Below are 17,340 nucleotides of genomic sequence, written 5' to 3'. Positions count from 1 at the left end.
CTCTTAGTAAGGCGTTAACCGTTTCGTTGGATTGAGCATATGAATCAGACTATAAGTATTCGACCAGAATGTAGTGATGACATTAATGATATTGAAAATATCACAATTGAAGCTTTCAAAAACCATCCTCATAGTAATCAAACTGAACATGAGATTATCACTACATTACGTGATAATGATGCTCTGGCAGTATCGCTAGTTGCAATAATTAATAATACGGTAGTTGGTCATATCGCTTTCTCTAAAGTAAAAATAAATAATGAATTTATTCAGTGGTATGGGTTAGCTCCTGTTTCAGTAAAACCCAAATATCAGAATCAAGGAGTAGGCTCTAAACTAATATTTTCAGGTTTAGATGCTATTCGAGGGCTAAACGCGAAAGGTTGCGTACTTCTTGGTGAACCAGATTATTATAATAAATTTGGCTTCAAAGCCTTTGATAATTTAGTTTTCAAAGGTGTACCGCCAGAATATTTTCTGTCATTAATTTTTAGTGGGGACATTCCAAACGGAAATGTTGAGTATCATAAGGCTTTTGCATAAAACGCAAAAGCAATGCTAATATTATTGCCTCTTATCAAGGCGTTAGCTACCTAGGACATTTATGAACGTTCGACTATTTGTATACGGAACACTCGCCCCTGGCAGGACTAACGAGCATGTGCTGGCAGAGGTTCCTGGCACGTGGGAATCCGCAATAGTAAAGGGCAAGCTGCTCCAAGAAGGCTGGGGAGCAGCACTTGGTTATCCTGGCATTGTCTTGGATGAACTAGGAGAAGAAGTTCATGGGTTCATTTTCTGCTCCGAGGAATTATCTAGGCATTGGACTCGACTAGATGAGTTTGAGGGTGAGGGCTATGAACGGGTCGTCACATCAGCAATACTTGAGGACGGATCTGTTGTTGCGACTTATATTTATATTCTCAAAGGATAATGCTTGGCGAAACACTCTACGGCGTCAGCTCACAATAATTTAAAGCGGGACTGCTAATAGTTTGCTCGGTTACGCTTCGCTTCAATTTTAGCAAACTATTATCAGCCCATTAGTTGGGCGTTAACTGAATAAGGGGGATCTAGTGGTTACTATCAGAAAATATCAATCAGGTGACGAGCTGGCATTGCGTGAAATATTTTTTAATACCATTCGCAATGTAAATATAAAGGACTATTCTGAAGCGCAAGTTAAAGCTTGGGCCCCTGACGATTATAGTCTGAACGAATGGTCTAAACGTATTTCTTCAATAAACCCTTTTGTTGCATGTATAAACGATGAAGTTGTTGGTTACGCAGATATACAAGATGATGGATATGTAGATCACTTTTTTTGCCATTGGCAGCATCAAGGAAAAGGCATAGGAAAAGCTTTGATGAAAAGTTTAAAAAGAGAAGGTGAGAGAAAAGGCATTAAGCGGTTTTATTCTCACGTAAGCATCACGGCAAGGCCTTTTTTTGAACACTTTGGCTTTAGAGTTGTTAAAGAACAGCAAGTGAATACTCGTGACCAGACATTAACAAATTTTGTCATGGAAAAATTCAGCTAACAAACAATTCAAACGGGACTTTTTACAGTTTGCTCGGTTCCGCTTCGCTACATATTTTAGCAAACAATTTTTAGTCCCTTATTGGGGCGTTATAAGTACTTCGAATCCTGCAATCAAAATTGGCTCAAGGTGTAATATGACTGAAGAACAAGAAATTAAATCCACTTTAGAAGATTATGCAAAAGCATATTGTGCAAAAGATATTGATTCCTTAATGGAAGTCTTTGACGACAGTAATAATATTTCTGTCATTGGCACTGGTGCTGACGAACTTTGTACAGGAAGGGACTCTGTCAGGGAGCTGTTTATTAGAAACTTTGCTGAAGCCACAGCAAATGAGTTTGAATGGCTGTGGTCAAACATCATAATTTCAAATAATTATGCGGTAGTTGCCATCGCTTTGGTTATTCATCTTGAATATCAAGGAAATAATTTAGAAATACCAATTCGCTGGAGTGTAGCGTTAAGAAAAACAGAGCGATGGGTATGGCTTCATAGACATGCATCTTCACCAGCTTCAAACCAAGATGAAGGGCAAGCATACCCACAAGAAAAGTAGGTTTGGTGTAGGTATTTATAACAAGAATTTAAAGCGGGACTGCTATCAGTTTGCTCGGTTTCACTTCGCTACACGAATTTAGCAAACTATTATCAGCGTCTTAAATGGGTGTTTTGCGCACAACAGCCTCCAACTTTAAAATCCGATGTAATGAACTCGCTAAATTAAACGAGAGCTATTACTATGTAACGCAGACTAATTTTTTATAAGTGGTAATGTATGTCTTTTCCTCCTTGTCCAAGTTGTAAATCTGAATTCGTTTACCAGGATCAAAATCACTTGATTTGCCCAGAGTGTGGCCATGAGTGGAATCCTGCAGAAATTCTTTGTGAACAAGCTTTAACGATTAAAGATGCCAACGGCACGCTACTAGATGAAGGTGATAAGATCACCTTAGCTAAAGATCTCAAAGTAAAGGGCAGTTCTCAAGTACTCAAAATTGGAACAAAAGCAGTCATCAGGCGAATTGTTGACGGCAAGGATCATCAATTAGATTGCAAAGTTGACGGAGCGGGCATCATGATGGTGACAGCAAAATTTGTGAAAAAAGCCTGACTGAGGCTTAGCTCAGTACTATAACAAGCCAATTAAGACGGGACTGCCAACAGCTTGCTCGGTTTCGTTACGCTAAACATTTTAGCAAGCTATTATTTGTCCCTTAAATGGGCGTTAACGGTATAGGAGGTTTGGTGAAGTATTTTGCATACGGTTCAAATATGTCACTTAATAGACTTCAAGAGCGAGTACCAAGTGCTAGAAAGCTTGAAATAGTAACGCTTAAAAATCACCAACTACGTTTTCATATGAGTAGTATTGATGGCTCTGGAAAATGTGACTCTTTTCAAACCAATAATCACGAAGATATAGTAATAGGAGCTCTCTTTGAGATAAACAAAAATGAAAAATGGGTTTTAGATCGAGCAGAAAGCTTGGGGTTTGGTTATGAAGAAAAATTAGTCTTTGTAGAAAATAGTTCGGGTGAATCCTTTGAGGCATTAACATATTATGCCATCAAAATAGACGCTTCATTAAAGCCTTATTCTTGGTACCTCAACCACGTTATAATTGGAGCAAAGGAAACTGAAGTACCTATTGACTACCTTGCTGTGATTGAATCTATTGAATGTATAGAAGATCCAGATAAAAATCGAGATGCAAAGCAGCGAGCAATCTACGGCTAAGCTGTTCATCCGGGACAAACAATAGTTGGCTGTTTTCGTTTCGCTCATTATTTTAACCAACTGAATTTTCCTTTAACAGAGCTTTAAAGAGCAATGTAAATTTTGAGGCTAGGCCTAGTATGATACAAAAACTTGATAATTTTAATAAAGAAATTGCAAAGCAAATTTTCACTGTTTTTCAAAATTCTTATAAGGTTGAAGCTCAACTTATAGGCACTCTTGATTTTCCGCCGCTACTGCGCAGCGCTAAAGACATCGAAAATTCAAAAACATTATTTTATGGTTTTTTTGAAAATGAATGTCTCGCAGCAATTATAGAAATTGCTATAGAAGATAAACGCCTAGAAATTAACAGTTTAACTGTTGACCCAAGTTATTTTAGGAAAGGTATTGCAAACCAATTAATAAGCCATATTCTAGAGGTAATTGATTTTTCAGAAGCTATTGTTGAAACAGCTGTTGCAAATATACCTGCAATAAATTTATACAAGAAACATGGTTTTGTTGAATTTAAAAGATGGACTCCATCTCATGGTATACAAAAACTGGCAATGTCGATTGATTATGCTCTGTAACATGAACTTCAAACGGACGCTAAACCGTTGGCTAGTGCTCATTCTTCGCTAAATTTTAGCCAACTATTTATCGGCGCTTACTAGGCGTTAGGTGTATCAGTCATATAGAGGTGTTATGCGGTTAAGAGATTTAAAAGGGTTCGGCCCTAAAAGTGAAGAAATCCTAGCAAAAGTTAATATTAATTCTGTTGATGAGTTTATGGAAATAGATCCATTTGTGCTCTATAAGCAATTAAAATTGAATGTAAAAGGTACCGGCTTAAATTCTATTTATGCAATCATTGGCGCTAGAGAAGATAAACATTGGCAAGAAATAGCCAACACTCAAAAAACCGAAATTTTATTACGTCTTGATGATATGGGGTTAGCCCCGAAGTAAATTTACCTAACAAAAAATTGCAGAGGGGCTAATCATTGTTGGTTATCCTCACTTCCTTTGTTATTTTAACCAATAAATTATCGGAATTGGTATAATGTATTTTGTTCACTATTAGAGTATGACTGAGATGTTTATTGGAAATAATAAAAATGTAATTACCCCTTGTGTAGGTCAATGCGATCTTGATAAATATGATATTTGTATGGGGTGCTATAGATCTGCATCAGAGATTGCTGGCTGGATGGACAAATCTGAAGATGAAAAAATAGAAATAGTGATTAGATGTAAAAAAAGATAGCCCAGCAATTACAAGGCAGTTAAAAATAAGGAGAGTATGATGCCACATTGTGTCATAGAGCATTCATCATCAATAAGCGCAGATGCTTTAATCGCACAAGTGTTTTCAGGGGCATTACTGTCTGAATTATTTGAAGCTGATGGAGGTGATATTAAAGTAAGAGCATTGCCTTTTACTAATCATCAATCAGGCACTGATAAAATTGATTTTGTCCATGTTACTTTAAGGATACTTTCAGGACGTAATATCGAGCAAAAATCAATGTTATCTCAATTTGTATTAGAGCAATTAAAAAAGCTAAAGCTAGCTAATTGTTCATTAACAATTGAAGTTGTTGATATTGAACGTGCAAGTTACGCCAAGGTAATAGTGTAAGTATATCAAGCTGTTAAGCCTGGATTTCAATACATTAAACAAGTTGGCGAGCATCAATTAATTCATATGTATTTAACTCAACCAAACATTAAGTCGCTATGACAATAATTTATACTTTTTCAGAACATCATATTAAACAACTCTGCCTGCTGTACAACGAAATGGGCTGGGGTCAAAACCGTTCACTTGAAGACGTTTCAAATTGTGTACATGGTTCGCAAGTTTGTATTGGTATCGTTGATAAAGATAACAACCTAATTGGTTTTACTCGCATCATAAGTGATTATATATACAAGGCTTTTATTTTTGATGTAATGGTTAGAGCAGAGCACCGAGGTAAGGGCCTAGGTCAAAAGCTGATAAACATAGTTAAAAATCATGAGAAATTAAAAAAGGTAAAACACTTTGAGTTATATTGTTTACCAGAAATGGAAGTATTCTATTCAAGTTTTGGTTTCTCAACGGATGTAGATGGTATTAAATTAATGCGGTGTACTAATGCTTAAGCCGTGCAAACGATAGAAATACGATCAACTATTTTCTCTTCACTCAATATTTACCCTTTACCGGGCTTTAATTGAACTAGGTATAGAGCCATGGACTCCATTATATCTTTAAAGGAAAATATTAAAAACTGCTCAGTTTGCTCTGAACACCTCCCTTTTGACCCGCGTCCCGTAATACAAATAGATAAAAGATCTCGCATATTAATTGCAGGGCAAGCTCCAGGTAAAAAAGTTCATGAAACAGGTATTCCATTCAATGACCCAAGTGGAGATAGGCTGCGAGAATGGCTAGGTATTTCCAAAGAAACGTTTTACGACCCAGAACAAATTGCTATATTACCAATGGGATTTTGCTACCCTGGAACTGGGAAGTCAGGCGATTTAGCACCTCGAGCAGAGTGCGCAAAAAAATGGAGAAGCACATTACTTTCTTCTCTAACAAACATTCAACTTACATTGATAATAGGCCAATATGCAATTGCATATCACCTGCCAAAGGAAAAGAAAAACCTTACCGACATCGTTCATGATTGGCAAAGCAATTGGCCAGACACCATTGTGCTGCCTCACCCTAGCCCAAGAAACAATTTATGGTTGAAACGTAACCCTTGGTTCAAGGATGAACTATTGCCCAAGCTTCGAGCCAGGGTCTGCGATGTACTTTCAAGCACAGGTTAATCACTTTTTAACCTGTAGCTTTGTAGCAATCCGCTGAAATTCTGTTTTGCTATAGTTTGGTGCTCAGTTATGTTGCTTGTGTGTATTTATTTTGGGTTAATCGCAAAATTAAAAAAGAAAAATAAAGCAGCAGACATTAATCAAAAGCGTTATGGTTGTGCTGTAGATTAAGTGAAAATTTAATATAACAAAACGCAAAGTGTGGAAAGGAAATACAATGTCATTAGGAATGAGTGCTGCATGGAGAACAATGCAGCCAAAAAAGAAACGCTGTAAAAGGTGTGGTCTTTTTTATAGCAAAACATTAGGGCAATGTGCTCATTGTGCAAACCTCAATGATTGCCAATTGGCTGAATTTAAAAGGCAGCATCAAGAAACTCTAAAGGGAAACTCTGCTTTAGGTAAAACAATGTATTTGTGTGCAATAGTCGTTGGCTTATTATTGGTTGTAAGCTTTTTCTAGTAATTGCTCAAACATTTGCACATTTAATAGTTAACTAGGAAGAATTGTGGAAATAATCAGAAGTAAAAAATTCACCGCATCTCGAGCTTGGGGAGCTAAAGATATCGCTAATATGAACGGGATTACAACTCGTTTGCATTGGACTGACAAGCCTTATAAATGGCACATTAATGATGGCGAAGAAGTATTTGTTGTTTTAGATGGTGTTGTTAAGATGCTTTATAAAGACAACGGCTTAGAGCAATTTACCTTGTTAAACACTGGTGATATTTTCTATGCCTCAGTGGGTACAGAGCATGTGGCTCATCCAAGAGGTGAAGCGAGGATCTTGGTAATCGAAGCAGAAGGCAGCGTATAATAAGCTGTTCGAACCGTTCTATACTTCGATGATTTTTAATGAGCTTATTAAGGGATTATGCCCCTTGGAGAGGTTATGCGTGAAAAGTTGCATCTAATTCCAGGAACAATGTGCAATGAGCAATTATGGTCGCTACTTATACCGTATTTACACAGTTCATTTGAACTGATTTATTTGGATATACCTCGGGAAAAGAGCTTTGATGAGATAGCAGAGCATTACAATAATATACTTGGCAGTGAAAAATTGAATCTAATAGGTTTCTCACTAGGAGGGTATATTGCTACCTATTTCTCACTTAAATACCCTGAGCGCATAAATAAATTATTTATTATATCGAATAGCCCTACCAGCTTGCCTTCTGATGAGTTGCAGCAACGAGATGATATTTTAAAGTGGGTGAATAAATATGGCTATAAAGGAATTGGCAGGAATAAAGTTGTTAACTTATTCGATGTGATTAATCAGACTGATGAGCTTGTAGATTTAGTTTTGAATATGGACAAAGAACTGGGTGAAGAGGAGTTTGTTAGCCAATATCAATATACTTCACAAAGAGCCGATCTTTCTCTAGCTTTAAGTCAGGCCCCGTTTAAGACTCATTTTTATTATAGCGAATGTGATCGATTGGTGAACGCACCATTGTTTAATGAACTTCGTGATTGCAGCGCAAATTTGTCAGTTATTTGTACATCGGGTTCGGGCCATATGTTGCCTTTGGAAAAACCACAAGAGTTGGCTGATTACATAATCTCTTGGGCAGGCTGATAGCAAGCGGCTAAATTACTATGGTGCAAATTTAGCATGGCAGTAATTGATAAAATCGCCTGTCGGCAACAGTTATATATTTGTGAACTATAGGGTTAATTGGAGCCGCAATGAATTTAAATGCATATTCAATAATTTTTGAAAGCCCCTCTGTTGAGGAGTTTTCTCTATTAAGGACTAAAGTTGGTTGGGGAGAGTCTGATGTTGAAATGGCTAAAAATAGTTTAACTAATTCTTTATTCCACGTGGTGATTCGAGACAACACTAAACTTATTGGAATGGGCCGTGTGATTGGTGATGGCGCAATGTACTTTTACGTTCAAGATGTTGTCGTTGATCCTGATTATCAAAAACAAGGCATTGGTAAAGCTGTAATGGATCACATAGAAAGCTACTTATTAGAAGTAGCAAAAAAAGGCTCAACCATTGGGCTTTTAGCAGCAAAGGGAAAAGAAGAATTTTATTCACGTTTTGGTTACACGTTAAGACCCAATGGTTCACTAGGCAACGGCATGTGCAAATTCATCTAAAGTTAGTCCTAACAAGCTGTTTAATATGATAAAGTCCCGTTAGTTATTATCAATGTATTAGATTTTAAGGAGCTCTGGTGATTCGAACCGTAGGCAATGAGGATGTTAGTTCTATCGTTGAAATTTATAATTATTATATTTCTGAAACTACGGCTACTTTTGAGACCGAAGTTATCTCTACAAGTAATATGTTAGAGCGTATCTCTAAAGTACAATCCGACAATTTGCCATGGCTTGTTGCAGAGGACGGATCAGGAAGCATTATCGGTTACGCTTATGCGAGCAAATGGAGAGAGCGTTTTGCCTATCGGTTTTCAGTAGAAATAACCGTATATTTGTCAGCAAAGCGTGCACGTAAAGGTTTGGGTACTGCGCTATATAAATCTTTATTTTCTGAACTAAAACTTAGAAATATTCATACGGTAATTGGTGGTATTACCTTACCAAATGAGGCAAGTGTCGGTTTACACGAGAAATTTGGCATGACTCAAGCCGCCCACTTTAAAGAGGTTGGCTACAAATTTAACCATTGGTTAGATGTGGGCTATTGGCAAGGTAAAATATAATCCTACCAAGCTAATGATTAAGGATAAAAACAGCAGGTTGTTTTTGTTCTTCAATATTTTTCGAGCAACTATATTTAGCCGCTTAACGTGGCGTTACTAAAGGAAGTCATTATCAAAACTCTACTCTTTGCTGTCATCGGCTTGTTGTTTTCATCAAGCTGCGTTGCTAACACCGTATATGAAAACTTTCCTAGTGAAATTAACCCCAATGAGAAATACGTATTCTACTCTCATGGTTTTATCGTGGAAGGTACTAATCCTACCCCGGTAAATCCTCGTTGGGGGATGTATGACTTTCCAAAGATTAAAGAAAAACTCGCAGATGAGAGTTATAACCTTATCGCCTATCATCGACCAAAAGACACCGATCCAAGAGCATTTGCTAAAAAATTGGCTAACAATGCCACCACTCTGATTAACCAAGGTGTTAAACCTGAAAATATAACCTTTATTGGTTTTTCTCGAGGCGGAGCGATAACAATATTAACTTCAAATTATTTAGCTTCTGATCAAGTAAATTTTGTTATTTTAGCGGGTTGTTCAAGGTTCGTTAAAAATAACCCTGAATTAGAAGTGTTCGGTAATGTGTTTTCTGTATTTGAAACTTCCGATGGTGTGGGATCTTGCCAGTTTTTAATTGATCGCAGTAACAGTGTTAAAACTTTTGAAGAGATTTCAATAAGTACCGGAAAAGAGCATGGAGCATTTTATAACCCTCTTCCTGAATGGATAATACCGGTCAAAAAGTGGCTCAATTAAAATTGCAGTTAACAAGTAGGTGAATGAGGTATTTTGGATAATCTATGTTTCAAATATTTCAACAAGAGCGCTATAAACTATTCAAGGACTCAACATGATTAGAAATTTTCTCACATGTAAAAGTGAAACATACCAAAACAGCCATGACGGCATCGGCGAAATAGAACTACAAAAGGTATTTCGACGTGATGACTTTCAAGGAGGCTGGGACTTTGCCTTACGAGTAATTATGCCTCCCAATTCATCAATGGGAATTCATGAACATGGTCAAGATGAAGAGATGTACATAATCCTCAAAGGTGAGGGCCTTATGACTATTGAGGGACAAGAGCAACGCGTAGGTGTAGGAGATATGGTGCTAAATAAACCTGGTGGTACTCATGGGTTGCTTAATGACTCTGATTCGGAAATTGAACTGCTAATAATTCAGGCTAGTGTAAAAACTGATTTATAACTAGTTTATTAACAAACTTACACATAACTGTTGGCTGTGCTCGTTAATTGCAATGTTAGCCAACGGTTTTTTGCTGCTTAGCAAGGCAACAGGATACATGGAGGATTACATGCACTTAGCACAATTAAATATCGCGAAAGCTAAATACCAATTAGATGCACCAGAAATTAAAGAGTTTATTGATAACTTAGATCCAGTAAATGAATTAGCCGAACAGAGTGATGGTTTTATTTGGCGGTTAAAAGATGAAAGCGGTGACGCAACAGATATTCAAGCTTTTTCAGATCCCAATATTATTGTAAACATGTCTATTTGGGAATCAGTTGATGCCCTTAAAAACTTTATGTTTAGAACGCACCATAAAGATTTTCTTCGTCGTAAAAAAGAGTGGTTTCATAAGTTACCCGAAGACAGTTATGTATTATGGTGGGTGCCAGTTGGATCGGTTCCAAGTATTGAGGAAGCAATTGATCGTTTAACTTACTTACGTGCCAATGGTGATACTCCTTATGCGTTTACTTTTAAAAGTAACTTCAATGCTGCTGAAGTAAACGAAGCTGGCTTATGAGTGCAATCGTCGTATCAGATGTTTTCGGAAAAACTTCAGCATTAATAAGCCTGTGCGAAGAACTGAAAGTGAGCATCATTGTAGACCCTTATAATGGGGTAGATATGGGCTTTAAGAGTGAGGCTGAGGCATATGCGTATTTCATCGAGAACGTCGGGTTTAATGCCTATTTAGCGATATTACAAAAAACGATTGAATCAAACTATCCTAATAGCATTTTAATTGGCTTTAGCGTTGGAGCTTCGGCAATTTGGGCGCTATCTGACAAGGTATCATCTAATGTGGTAAAGCATGCCATTTGCTACTATGGCTCACAAATTAGAAATTTAACTGAGGTTAAGCCAAAGTTTGCAATTGAATTAGTATTTCCAAAAAGTGAGCCACATTTTGATGTTTTAGAGCTTCAATCTAAATTGTCTAAAAAGCAGAACGTAACAGCTATTAAAGTTGCTCACTTGCATGGTTTTATGAATTATTACTCAAACAATTACAATCAAGTAGCTTACAATGAGCAACTTAAGTTACTCTGTTTACATGTAAGTTAACAAAGTATTCTAGTTACTAGGAATCTTATGAAAAAACTCGTTGGTTCAGATTCACACCTCGAAGAGTCCATTGGATTTTCTCGTGCTTGTAGAATTGGTGATTATATCTCGGTTTCTGGTACCGCCCCCATAAGCAAAGGTGAAACAGTTCATATTGGTGACGTATATAGCCAAACAAAATATTGTCTTGAGCTGTCTATCTTAGCTGTAGAAGAAGCTGGCGGAAATATTCAAGATGTGATCAGAACGCGAATAATGCTTACTGACATATCTCGTTGGAAAGAAGCTGCACAAGCACATGGAGAATTATTCTCTGCAATTAAACCGGCTTGTACCTTCGTTGAGATAAAACGATTCATTGATAAACAATGGTTAGTGGAAACCGAGGTTGATTGTGTAGTAACACCATTAAAATCAACGTCAACAGGAGAGTAAGTTGTACCAATTATACTATTATCCGCTAAATGCCAGTATGGCGCCTCATTTCGTACTAGAAGCATTAAACGTTGATTTTGAATTGATCTTGGTTGATCGAAAGAATAACGCGCAAAAGTCTAAGGACTACTTAGCACTAAATCCAGCAGGCAGAATTCCTTCCTTAATAGACAATGAATTGGTGATTTTTGAAAGCCCGGCGATTTGTATCCATCTAGCAGAATCTAACCCGTGTGCAAATTTAATACCCAAGGTAGGTGATAAATTAAGAGCCAAGTTCTTCCAGTGGATGATGTATTTAACAAATACGGTACAAGCTGAATTAATGGTTTATTTTTATCCTCAAAATCATACAACCAATACAGCGTTAGCCCCCAGCATTGTTAGCGCACAAGAAAATAGAATAACAGAGATGTTTGAGCTCTTAGACAATGAACTGGAAAATAAAGAGTTTTTAGTTGGTCAAACCGTTACAGTCTGCGATTATTTTCTGTTTATGTTGGCGGTATGGGCAGATGAATTTAAAAAACCGCCACTGGCATTTCATAACCTTGCCAAGTACCTTTGTAATTTAGCTAAACATGATGCAATTATCACTGTTTGCGAAAAAGAACAACTGAGCTTACTCGATTATCGGTAAGTCGTGTATAGCCAACTATATTATTGCCCTATCATTGGGCATTAGCCTTAAGGAGATAAAACTGTGTCATCAGGTAATTATTTAGCATTATTTGGAGCAATGCTGTTACTGGCTATTGTACCAGGCCCTGCTGTTTTTGCGGTAATTGCTCGATCTTTTTCTTCAGGTTTTAGTCGCGGGCTATTAATGATTATAGGTATAACTTTAGGCGATTTTGTCTTCATCCTGCTTGCTTTATTTGGTTTGTCGGCAATTGCTGAAGTTATGGGGACAGCATTTTTTATTCTTAAATACGTAAGTGCAGCATATCTATTATGGTTAGGAATTAACTTAATTAGATCTAAAGCCAGCTCTTTAGAACTTGATGCTTCTGATGAATCTTCCTTCCTTTCTAATCTAATGACCGGCTTGCTAATAAATTTAGGTAATCCCAAGGCTATTTTATTTTATATCGCGTTATTTCCTGCATTTATAAATGTTAACCAAGTGGTTGCAATAGATGTATTAATAATCATGGGCGTTGCAGCACTCGCTTTTGGCAGTGTAAATGTATTTTATGCGCTATTAGCGGTTAGAGCTAAAAAAATGTTTAAGTCACCAAATGCTACATCAGTAATAAATAAAACGGCGGGCACAATGATGGTTTCAACCGGAGCATTGATTGCTATTAAGGCATAGAAACATCCTTACAAAGTGGGCTGTCTTCATTCTTCCAAACGATATTACTGACCGATAACAAGGCGTTAAAGAGCTGGAGTAACTTCAAATAATGTATAGTGGAAAATGTTTGTGCGGAGAAGTGCAGATAAAAATAAATGGCAAGATAAGTGATATTATTCATTGTCACTGTTCTTTGTGTAGAAAAAATAGCGGCACAGCATTTGCCACCAATGGGTTTATAAATTCAGCTGAGTTTGAAATTACTACAGGCGAAAAAAGCCTAAGTACTTTTTCATTTAAACCTGGTCGAAATAGGCACTTTTGTTCAAAATGTGGCTCTCCTGTTTACAGCTCGAATGAACAAGATCCAACTCGCTTTAGAATAAGATTAGGTATTCTCGACTCCGACATAACAGAACGGCCAATTTCACATAATTTTGTCACCTCAAAAGCTAATTGGGAAGATCTTGGTGCGAACCTACCAAGGTACAATTCATTTGAGCCTAGCAGAAACTAGTTAGTCACAAAACAATTAAAGCGGAACAGTAAAGTTTGCTGGTGCCGCTGCATTTCACATTTTAACAAGTATTACGTAGGCCATGATTGAGGCGCTAGTTATACAGTCAAACCGAGGATTTAAATGGATATTCGTATTGGAGAATTAAGAAATAAAGCGGTTATTACTCTATTAGAAGAGCATCATCAGGATATGTTGTCGCATTCTCCTCCTGAAAGTGTGCACGCATTAGACTTAGGTGCGCTTGAACAGCGAGATGTGACGTTTTGGAGTCTATGGATTAATCAAGAATTAGCAGGTATTGGTGCTTTAAAAGAACTCGACAAAGAACACGGCGAAATAAAGTCGATGCGCACGTCAAAGCATCATTTGCGCAAGGGTATTGCCCGCATATTACTGGAGCATATTATCAAACAGGCAAATGAGCGCTCATATAAAAAATTAAGCCTGGAAACTGGCACTATGGAAGCCTTTTTACCGGCGCAAAAACTTTATCAGCGATTCGGGTTTGTAGAGTGTGGTCCATTTGGTAATTATCAAGAAGATCCTTACAGTATGTTTATGTCAAAAAATATTGTATAAAGTTAGAGTCGTTATTGAATCAAGGTAAATGCATGAGACAGATATTACTTTCAGGGATAATCCTTTTCTCGACAGGTTGTAGCTCTATACAAACTGTAGATGCCAGAGATAAGTCTAACAATAGTTTTAAGGTTACAGGCTCAATATTACAAGAAAAGAAATGGATTCATGGTGCCTCTGACTGTACAACGAACACTGATCCAGCAATTGAAGTTTTTCGTTACGAACAAGCAAGCTACATACTTCGTCAAAATAAGTGCTTAAACTTTGAAGCTCCTTTTATCTATGTGCTCTTTGGTGATGAGAAAATTGTTGTTCTAGATACCGGTGCAACTGAAAGTGCGCAGGAATTCCCAATATATAAGACGATTAAATCGTTAATTGCGGAGCATTCAAACCTTGATGGAAATACAAATCGAGAGTTATTGGTTATTCACTCTCATAGTCACAGTGATCACTATTCAGGGGATGAACAGTTCAAAGGGCAAGCCAATATTACTCTGGTAGAGCCAAATGCTGATGCCGTAGCTAAATTTTTTACTTTTAATGAAAGTGGTGAACTGAATATTGATTTGGGCGGGCGAGAATTAACCATAATTTCAACGCCAGGTCATCAAGAGGAAGCTATTTCCGTTTACGATAACCAAACAAAATGGCTACTTACCGGCGATACTTTTTATCCAGGTTATGTATACGTTAAAAATTGGAATACGTACAAAAATAGTATTGCTAAGTTAGTCGAATTTTCCAGTACGCATGAAGTAAGCGCTGTATTGGGGGCGCATATTGAGATGACCGATAAAGCAGGCGAATATTATCCAATCGGCACAACTTACCAACCTAATGAGTCTTCTCTTGTTTTAACGGCTGAAGACTTAGCTGCGTTACATACACAGCTGCAAGAATCGGATGAAAAGCATAAAGTTATATTTGCTAAATTCATTGTTGTTCCAATGAGTTTATTTCAAAAAACACTCAGTAATATTGCCCGGTGGTTAACGCAATAAACATGAAAAGTTATAGCCATCACGCTGGCATTAATACATTTACTCAAGAGGACATTTAGTTTTGATCTCAGGTTATAAAATTAGTTCAAATACCAAAGACATGGATATTGGCGTTATTCATGATTATATCTCACGTTCATATTGGGCTGAAAATATTCCGTTGAACACTATGGCAAAAGCGATAGATAACTCGTTATGTTTTGGTGCCTTTACTGAACAGGGGGCACAAGTTGGTTTTGCTCGTTTGGTTACCGATTCTGCTACATTCGCCTATCTTGCTGATGTGTTTGTATTAGAGCAACATAGGGGAAAAGGAATAAGCAAGTGGCTAATGCAAACCATTATCCAACATCCTGACTTACAAGGGTTACGCCGTATAGCCTTAGCAACCAGTGACGCACACAAACTCTATGAACAGTTTGGCTTTGAACCTTTAGCTTCACCAAATTTATTTATGGAATTACATCAACCCAATGTTTATAAGTAGCATTTATGACTAACAAAGAGTCACGATGAGTAAATTAATTCTAGATTCTGAAATTACCTGTCCTAAGTGTGATTTTAAAAAAACTGAAACCATGCCTACTGATGCATGTCAGTATTTTTATGAATGCAGCCATTGTCATACTATTCTTAAGCCATTGCATGGTGATTGTTGTGTGTTTTGTTCATTTGGCACTGTTAAATGCCCACCAATTCAGCAAGGCAATAGTTGTTGTGATTAACCTAGCGATGTTACAAGGAAGACGATGAAAAATTTGAATATATCTTTAATAATATCGTTGGTTATATTTATTGCTTTGCTATCAACGAGCCATGCTAATGAATTAGCTGATCCACTTACCGCCGGCTGGCAAGGTGAGAAAGTATGTGAACGGCTACACGAAGATGAACAACAACGTATACTGCGCTGCACATTTGAACCGGGTGTTGGCCATGAAAAACATTTTCACAAAGCACACTTTGGTTATGCCCTATCGGGTGGAAAAATGCGGTTAACATCTGCTAATGGAATCCGGGAAGTAACATTAAAAACTGGCAGCAGTTATACTTCGAATGGGGTTGAATGGCATGAAGTATTAAATATTGGTGATACAACGGTTGCATATTTAATTGTCGAACCAAAATCTTGATATAAGAATGAGATATAGCGATGAATGTTACTGGTCAATGCCAATGTGGTGCCATCCACTATCAAATTAAAGGTGAATTGTTAGCAACGTTGATGTGCTACTGCACCGAATGCCATAAGGTATCTGCAGGCTATGGCACTATGACAGTGCTGATAGATCAACATGATTTCCACCTTACTAAAGGAGCTTTGAAAGTTTGGCAGCGTAGCTCAGATAGCGGAAATATTAATCGAGCATATTTTTGTGGTGATTGTGGTAACCGTATATATCATCAAAACCCCAATAAACCCGATATTATTCGCCTTAAAACAGGAACATTAGCAAACTCTGCCAACTATACACCGAAAGCTCACTTATGGCTTAAAAGTGCTCCTGACTGGGTATTAATCCCCAAAAATACCCTAACGTTTCAAACACAGCCTCTGTTGGCCGATTTACTCGCTTTAATAAAAGAGCGCTAAAGAAAGCCTTGATCTAGATTAATTTAACTAATTTAGCCAAAAGTCTAATAACATTTTATTTACATTGCGAGTATTATATTAGTGGGGCAATATTATGGATGAAGAATATGTTTTTACCAGATAAAGTGATTATAGCTGATGATCACCCTTTGTTTCGACGAGCATTGTTAGAAACATTAAAGGAAAGATTAGCTACTACTAATTGGTTACAAGCCGAAACTGTAGAAGAGCTCGACGCATTATTAAAACAAAACACTGACGCTGATCTTTTGCTTTTAGATTTGAACATTCCAGGTGCTCATGGTTTCAATACCCTAATTCATGTTCGTAATCATTTTCCACAAATCCCGGTTGTTGTTGTATCTGCTTATGAAGACAGTGACACCATTAATAAAGCGATGAGTTATGGCGCTGCGGGGTTTGTACCAAAATCTACCGATGTTGGTACTATTTTCACTGCGATAAATCAGGTTTTAGCGGGTGAACTATGGACACCTGAGTCATTAAATGATGGTACGGCTAATGACAGTAAAGCTGAAATGGCAGAGCGTATTGCTAGCCTTACCCAGCAACAATATAAAATTTTGTTAATGTTTGCCGAAGGCTTATTAAATAAACAAATCGCTTATGATTTAAATGTGTCAGAAGCTACCATCAAAGCTCATGCGACTGCGATTTTTAGAAAATTAAATGTTCGTAACCGCACACAAGCGGTCATTTGTCTAGGGCAATTAGATTTAACCGAAGGTGAGTTCACCCAAGAACTTACTCAATAACCTTTAATATCAATTTAATTCTTAAA

At 37.2% G+C, this 17,340-nt stretch carries 31 protein-coding genes; all 31 read left to right on the top strand.

The window, feature by feature from the left end:
* Window positions 1–39 precede the first annotated feature (39 nt).
* The 31 genes from RI844_RS13495 to RI844_RS13345 all read left to right on the top strand — a co-directional run bounded on the left by RI844_RS13495 (window position 40) and on the right by RI844_RS13345 (window position 17,314).
* Complete coding sequence (locus tag RI844_RS13495; RefSeq protein ID WP_348395195.1) at window positions 40–543, top strand: GNAT family N-acetyltransferase; 504 nt, start codon at window positions 40–42, stop codon at window positions 541–543.
* 61 nt (window positions 544–604) lie between these two features.
* Window positions 605–934 carry a gamma-glutamylcyclotransferase family protein gene (locus RI844_RS13490; protein ID WP_348395194.1) on the top strand — a complete coding sequence of 110 codons (330 nt, stop codon included), beginning with the start codon at window positions 605–607 and terminating at the stop codon, window positions 932–934.
* 142 nt (window positions 935–1,076) lie between these two features.
* Window positions 1,077–1,541: a GNAT family N-acetyltransferase gene (locus tag RI844_RS13485; RefSeq protein WP_348395193.1), complete on the top strand. Its 465-nt coding sequence runs from the start codon at window positions 1,077–1,079 to the stop codon at window positions 1,539–1,541.
* A 136-nt stretch (window positions 1,542–1,677) separates the two neighbouring features.
* Entirely contained in the window at window positions 1,678–2,100 is a 423-nt protein-coding gene (locus tag RI844_RS13480; protein ID WP_348395192.1) for a nuclear transport factor 2 family protein, read from the top strand.
* A gap of 219 nt (window positions 2,101–2,319) precedes the next feature.
* Complete coding sequence (locus RI844_RS13475) at window positions 2,320–2,655, top strand: zinc ribbon domain-containing protein YjdM (protein ID WP_348395191.1); 336 nt, start codon at window positions 2,320–2,322, stop codon at window positions 2,653–2,655.
* Between the two features lie 134 nt (window positions 2,656–2,789).
* Window positions 2,790–3,281 carry a gamma-glutamylcyclotransferase family protein gene (locus tag RI844_RS13470; protein ID WP_348395190.1) on the top strand — a complete coding sequence of 164 codons (492 nt, stop codon included), beginning with the start codon at window positions 2,790–2,792 and terminating at the stop codon, window positions 3,279–3,281.
* Between the two features lie 119 nt (window positions 3,282–3,400).
* A complete protein-coding gene (locus RI844_RS13465; protein WP_348395189.1) occupies window positions 3,401–3,856 on the top strand; it encodes a GNAT family N-acetyltransferase in 456 nt (151 codons plus the stop codon).
* A gap of 115 nt (window positions 3,857–3,971) precedes the next feature.
* A complete protein-coding gene (locus tag RI844_RS13460) occupies window positions 3,972–4,235 on the top strand; it encodes a TfoX/Sxy family DNA transformation protein (protein ID WP_348395188.1) in 264 nt (87 codons plus the stop codon).
* A gap of 118 nt (window positions 4,236–4,353) precedes the next feature.
* The gene (locus RI844_RS13455) at window positions 4,354–4,533 is read left to right on the top strand and encodes a DUF1289 domain-containing protein (protein WP_348395187.1); all 180 of its coding nucleotides are present in this window, start codon (window positions 4,354–4,356) and stop codon (window positions 4,531–4,533) included.
* Window positions 4,534–4,572: 39 nt separating this feature from the next.
* Window positions 4,573–4,908: a 5-carboxymethyl-2-hydroxymuconate Delta-isomerase gene (locus RI844_RS13450; RefSeq protein WP_348395186.1), complete on the top strand. Its 336-nt coding sequence runs from the start codon at window positions 4,573–4,575 to the stop codon at window positions 4,906–4,908.
* Window positions 4,909–5,006: 98 nt separating this feature from the next.
* Window positions 5,007–5,414, top strand: a complete 408-nt coding sequence (locus RI844_RS13445) for a GNAT family N-acetyltransferase (RefSeq protein ID WP_348395185.1) — start codon at window positions 5,007–5,009, stop codon at window positions 5,412–5,414.
* Between the two features lie 90 nt (window positions 5,415–5,504).
* Window positions 5,505–6,092 carry a uracil-DNA glycosylase family protein gene (locus RI844_RS13440; RefSeq protein WP_348395184.1) on the top strand — a complete coding sequence of 196 codons (588 nt, stop codon included), beginning with the start codon at window positions 5,505–5,507 and terminating at the stop codon, window positions 6,090–6,092.
* Window positions 6,093–6,601: 509 nt separating this feature from the next.
* Window positions 6,602–6,913, top strand: coding sequence for a cupin domain-containing protein (locus tag RI844_RS13435; RefSeq protein ID WP_348395183.1), 312 nt, complete (start codon window positions 6,602–6,604; stop codon window positions 6,911–6,913).
* 75 nt (window positions 6,914–6,988) lie between these two features.
* Window positions 6,989–7,681 carry an alpha/beta fold hydrolase gene (locus RI844_RS13430; protein ID WP_348395182.1) on the top strand — a complete coding sequence of 231 codons (693 nt, stop codon included), beginning with the start codon at window positions 6,989–6,991 and terminating at the stop codon, window positions 7,679–7,681.
* 110 nt (window positions 7,682–7,791) lie between these two features.
* Window positions 7,792–8,211, top strand: coding sequence for a GNAT family N-acetyltransferase (locus tag RI844_RS13425; protein ID WP_348395181.1), 420 nt, complete (start codon window positions 7,792–7,794; stop codon window positions 8,209–8,211).
* A 77-nt stretch (window positions 8,212–8,288) separates the two neighbouring features.
* Complete coding sequence (locus tag RI844_RS13420) at window positions 8,289–8,777, top strand: GNAT family N-acetyltransferase (RefSeq protein ID WP_348395180.1); 489 nt, start codon at window positions 8,289–8,291, stop codon at window positions 8,775–8,777.
* 87 nt (window positions 8,778–8,864) lie between these two features.
* Complete coding sequence (locus RI844_RS13415) at window positions 8,865–9,536, top strand: alpha/beta hydrolase family protein (RefSeq protein WP_348395179.1); 672 nt, start codon at window positions 8,865–8,867, stop codon at window positions 9,534–9,536.
* Between the two features lie 94 nt (window positions 9,537–9,630).
* Entirely contained in the window at window positions 9,631–9,990 is a 360-nt protein-coding gene (locus tag RI844_RS13410) for a cupin domain-containing protein (protein WP_348395178.1), read from the top strand.
* Window positions 9,991–10,099: 109 nt separating this feature from the next.
* Window positions 10,100–10,558 (top strand): DUF3291 domain-containing protein, encoded by a 459-nt coding sequence (locus RI844_RS13405; RefSeq protein WP_348395177.1) that lies wholly within the window; start codon window positions 10,100–10,102, stop codon window positions 10,556–10,558.
* Complete coding sequence (locus RI844_RS13400) at window positions 10,555–11,103, top strand: dienelactone hydrolase family protein (protein WP_348395176.1); 549 nt, start codon at window positions 10,555–10,557, stop codon at window positions 11,101–11,103. Before RI844_RS13405 ends, RI844_RS13400 begins: the two co-directional genes overlap by 4 nt.
* A gap of 27 nt (window positions 11,104–11,130) precedes the next feature.
* Window positions 11,131–11,538 carry a RidA family protein gene (locus tag RI844_RS13395; protein WP_348395175.1) on the top strand — a complete coding sequence of 136 codons (408 nt, stop codon included), beginning with the start codon at window positions 11,131–11,133 and terminating at the stop codon, window positions 11,536–11,538.
* Window position 11,539: 1 nt separating this feature from the next.
* Window positions 11,540–12,178 carry a glutathione S-transferase family protein gene (locus RI844_RS13390; RefSeq protein ID WP_348395174.1) on the top strand — a complete coding sequence of 213 codons (639 nt, stop codon included), beginning with the start codon at window positions 11,540–11,542 and terminating at the stop codon, window positions 12,176–12,178.
* Window positions 12,179–12,241: 63 nt separating this feature from the next.
* Window positions 12,242–12,856, top strand: a complete 615-nt coding sequence (locus RI844_RS13385; RefSeq protein ID WP_348395173.1) for a LysE family translocator — start codon at window positions 12,242–12,244, stop codon at window positions 12,854–12,856.
* Window positions 12,857–12,947: 91 nt separating this feature from the next.
* Window positions 12,948–13,355, top strand: a complete 408-nt coding sequence (locus tag RI844_RS13380) for a GFA family protein (RefSeq protein WP_348395172.1) — start codon at window positions 12,948–12,950, stop codon at window positions 13,353–13,355.
* 123 nt (window positions 13,356–13,478) lie between these two features.
* Complete coding sequence (locus RI844_RS13375) at window positions 13,479–13,937, top strand: GNAT family N-acetyltransferase (RefSeq protein WP_348395171.1); 459 nt, start codon at window positions 13,479–13,481, stop codon at window positions 13,935–13,937.
* A 32-nt stretch (window positions 13,938–13,969) separates the two neighbouring features.
* Window positions 13,970–14,944, top strand: coding sequence for an MBL fold metallo-hydrolase (locus tag RI844_RS13370; RefSeq protein WP_348395170.1), 975 nt, complete (start codon window positions 13,970–13,972; stop codon window positions 14,942–14,944).
* 61 nt (window positions 14,945–15,005) lie between these two features.
* Window positions 15,006–15,431, top strand: a complete 426-nt coding sequence (locus RI844_RS13365) for a GNAT family N-acetyltransferase (protein ID WP_348395169.1) — start codon at window positions 15,006–15,008, stop codon at window positions 15,429–15,431.
* A 25-nt stretch (window positions 15,432–15,456) separates the two neighbouring features.
* Window positions 15,457–15,669: a GDCCVxC domain-containing (seleno)protein gene (locus RI844_RS13360; RefSeq protein ID WP_348395168.1), complete on the top strand. Its 213-nt coding sequence runs from the start codon at window positions 15,457–15,459 to the stop codon at window positions 15,667–15,669.
* A 24-nt stretch (window positions 15,670–15,693) separates the two neighbouring features.
* Entirely contained in the window at window positions 15,694–16,077 is a 384-nt protein-coding gene (locus tag RI844_RS13355; RefSeq protein WP_348395167.1) for a cupin domain-containing protein, read from the top strand.
* A gap of 20 nt (window positions 16,078–16,097) precedes the next feature.
* Window positions 16,098–16,538 (top strand): GFA family protein, encoded by a 441-nt coding sequence (locus tag RI844_RS13350; protein WP_348395166.1) that lies wholly within the window; start codon window positions 16,098–16,100, stop codon window positions 16,536–16,538.
* 107 nt (window positions 16,539–16,645) lie between these two features.
* Window positions 16,646–17,314 (top strand): response regulator transcription factor, encoded by a 669-nt coding sequence (locus tag RI844_RS13345; protein ID WP_348398355.1) that lies wholly within the window; start codon window positions 16,646–16,648, stop codon window positions 17,312–17,314.
* Window positions 17,315–17,340: the final 26 nt, after the last annotated feature.

Source organism: Thalassotalea fonticola (assembly GCF_032911225.1).
Lineage (GTDB): Bacteria > Pseudomonadota > Gammaproteobacteria > Enterobacterales > Alteromonadaceae > Thalassotalea_A > Thalassotalea_A fonticola.
This window is presented reverse-complemented; position numbering and strand designations above follow the sequence as displayed.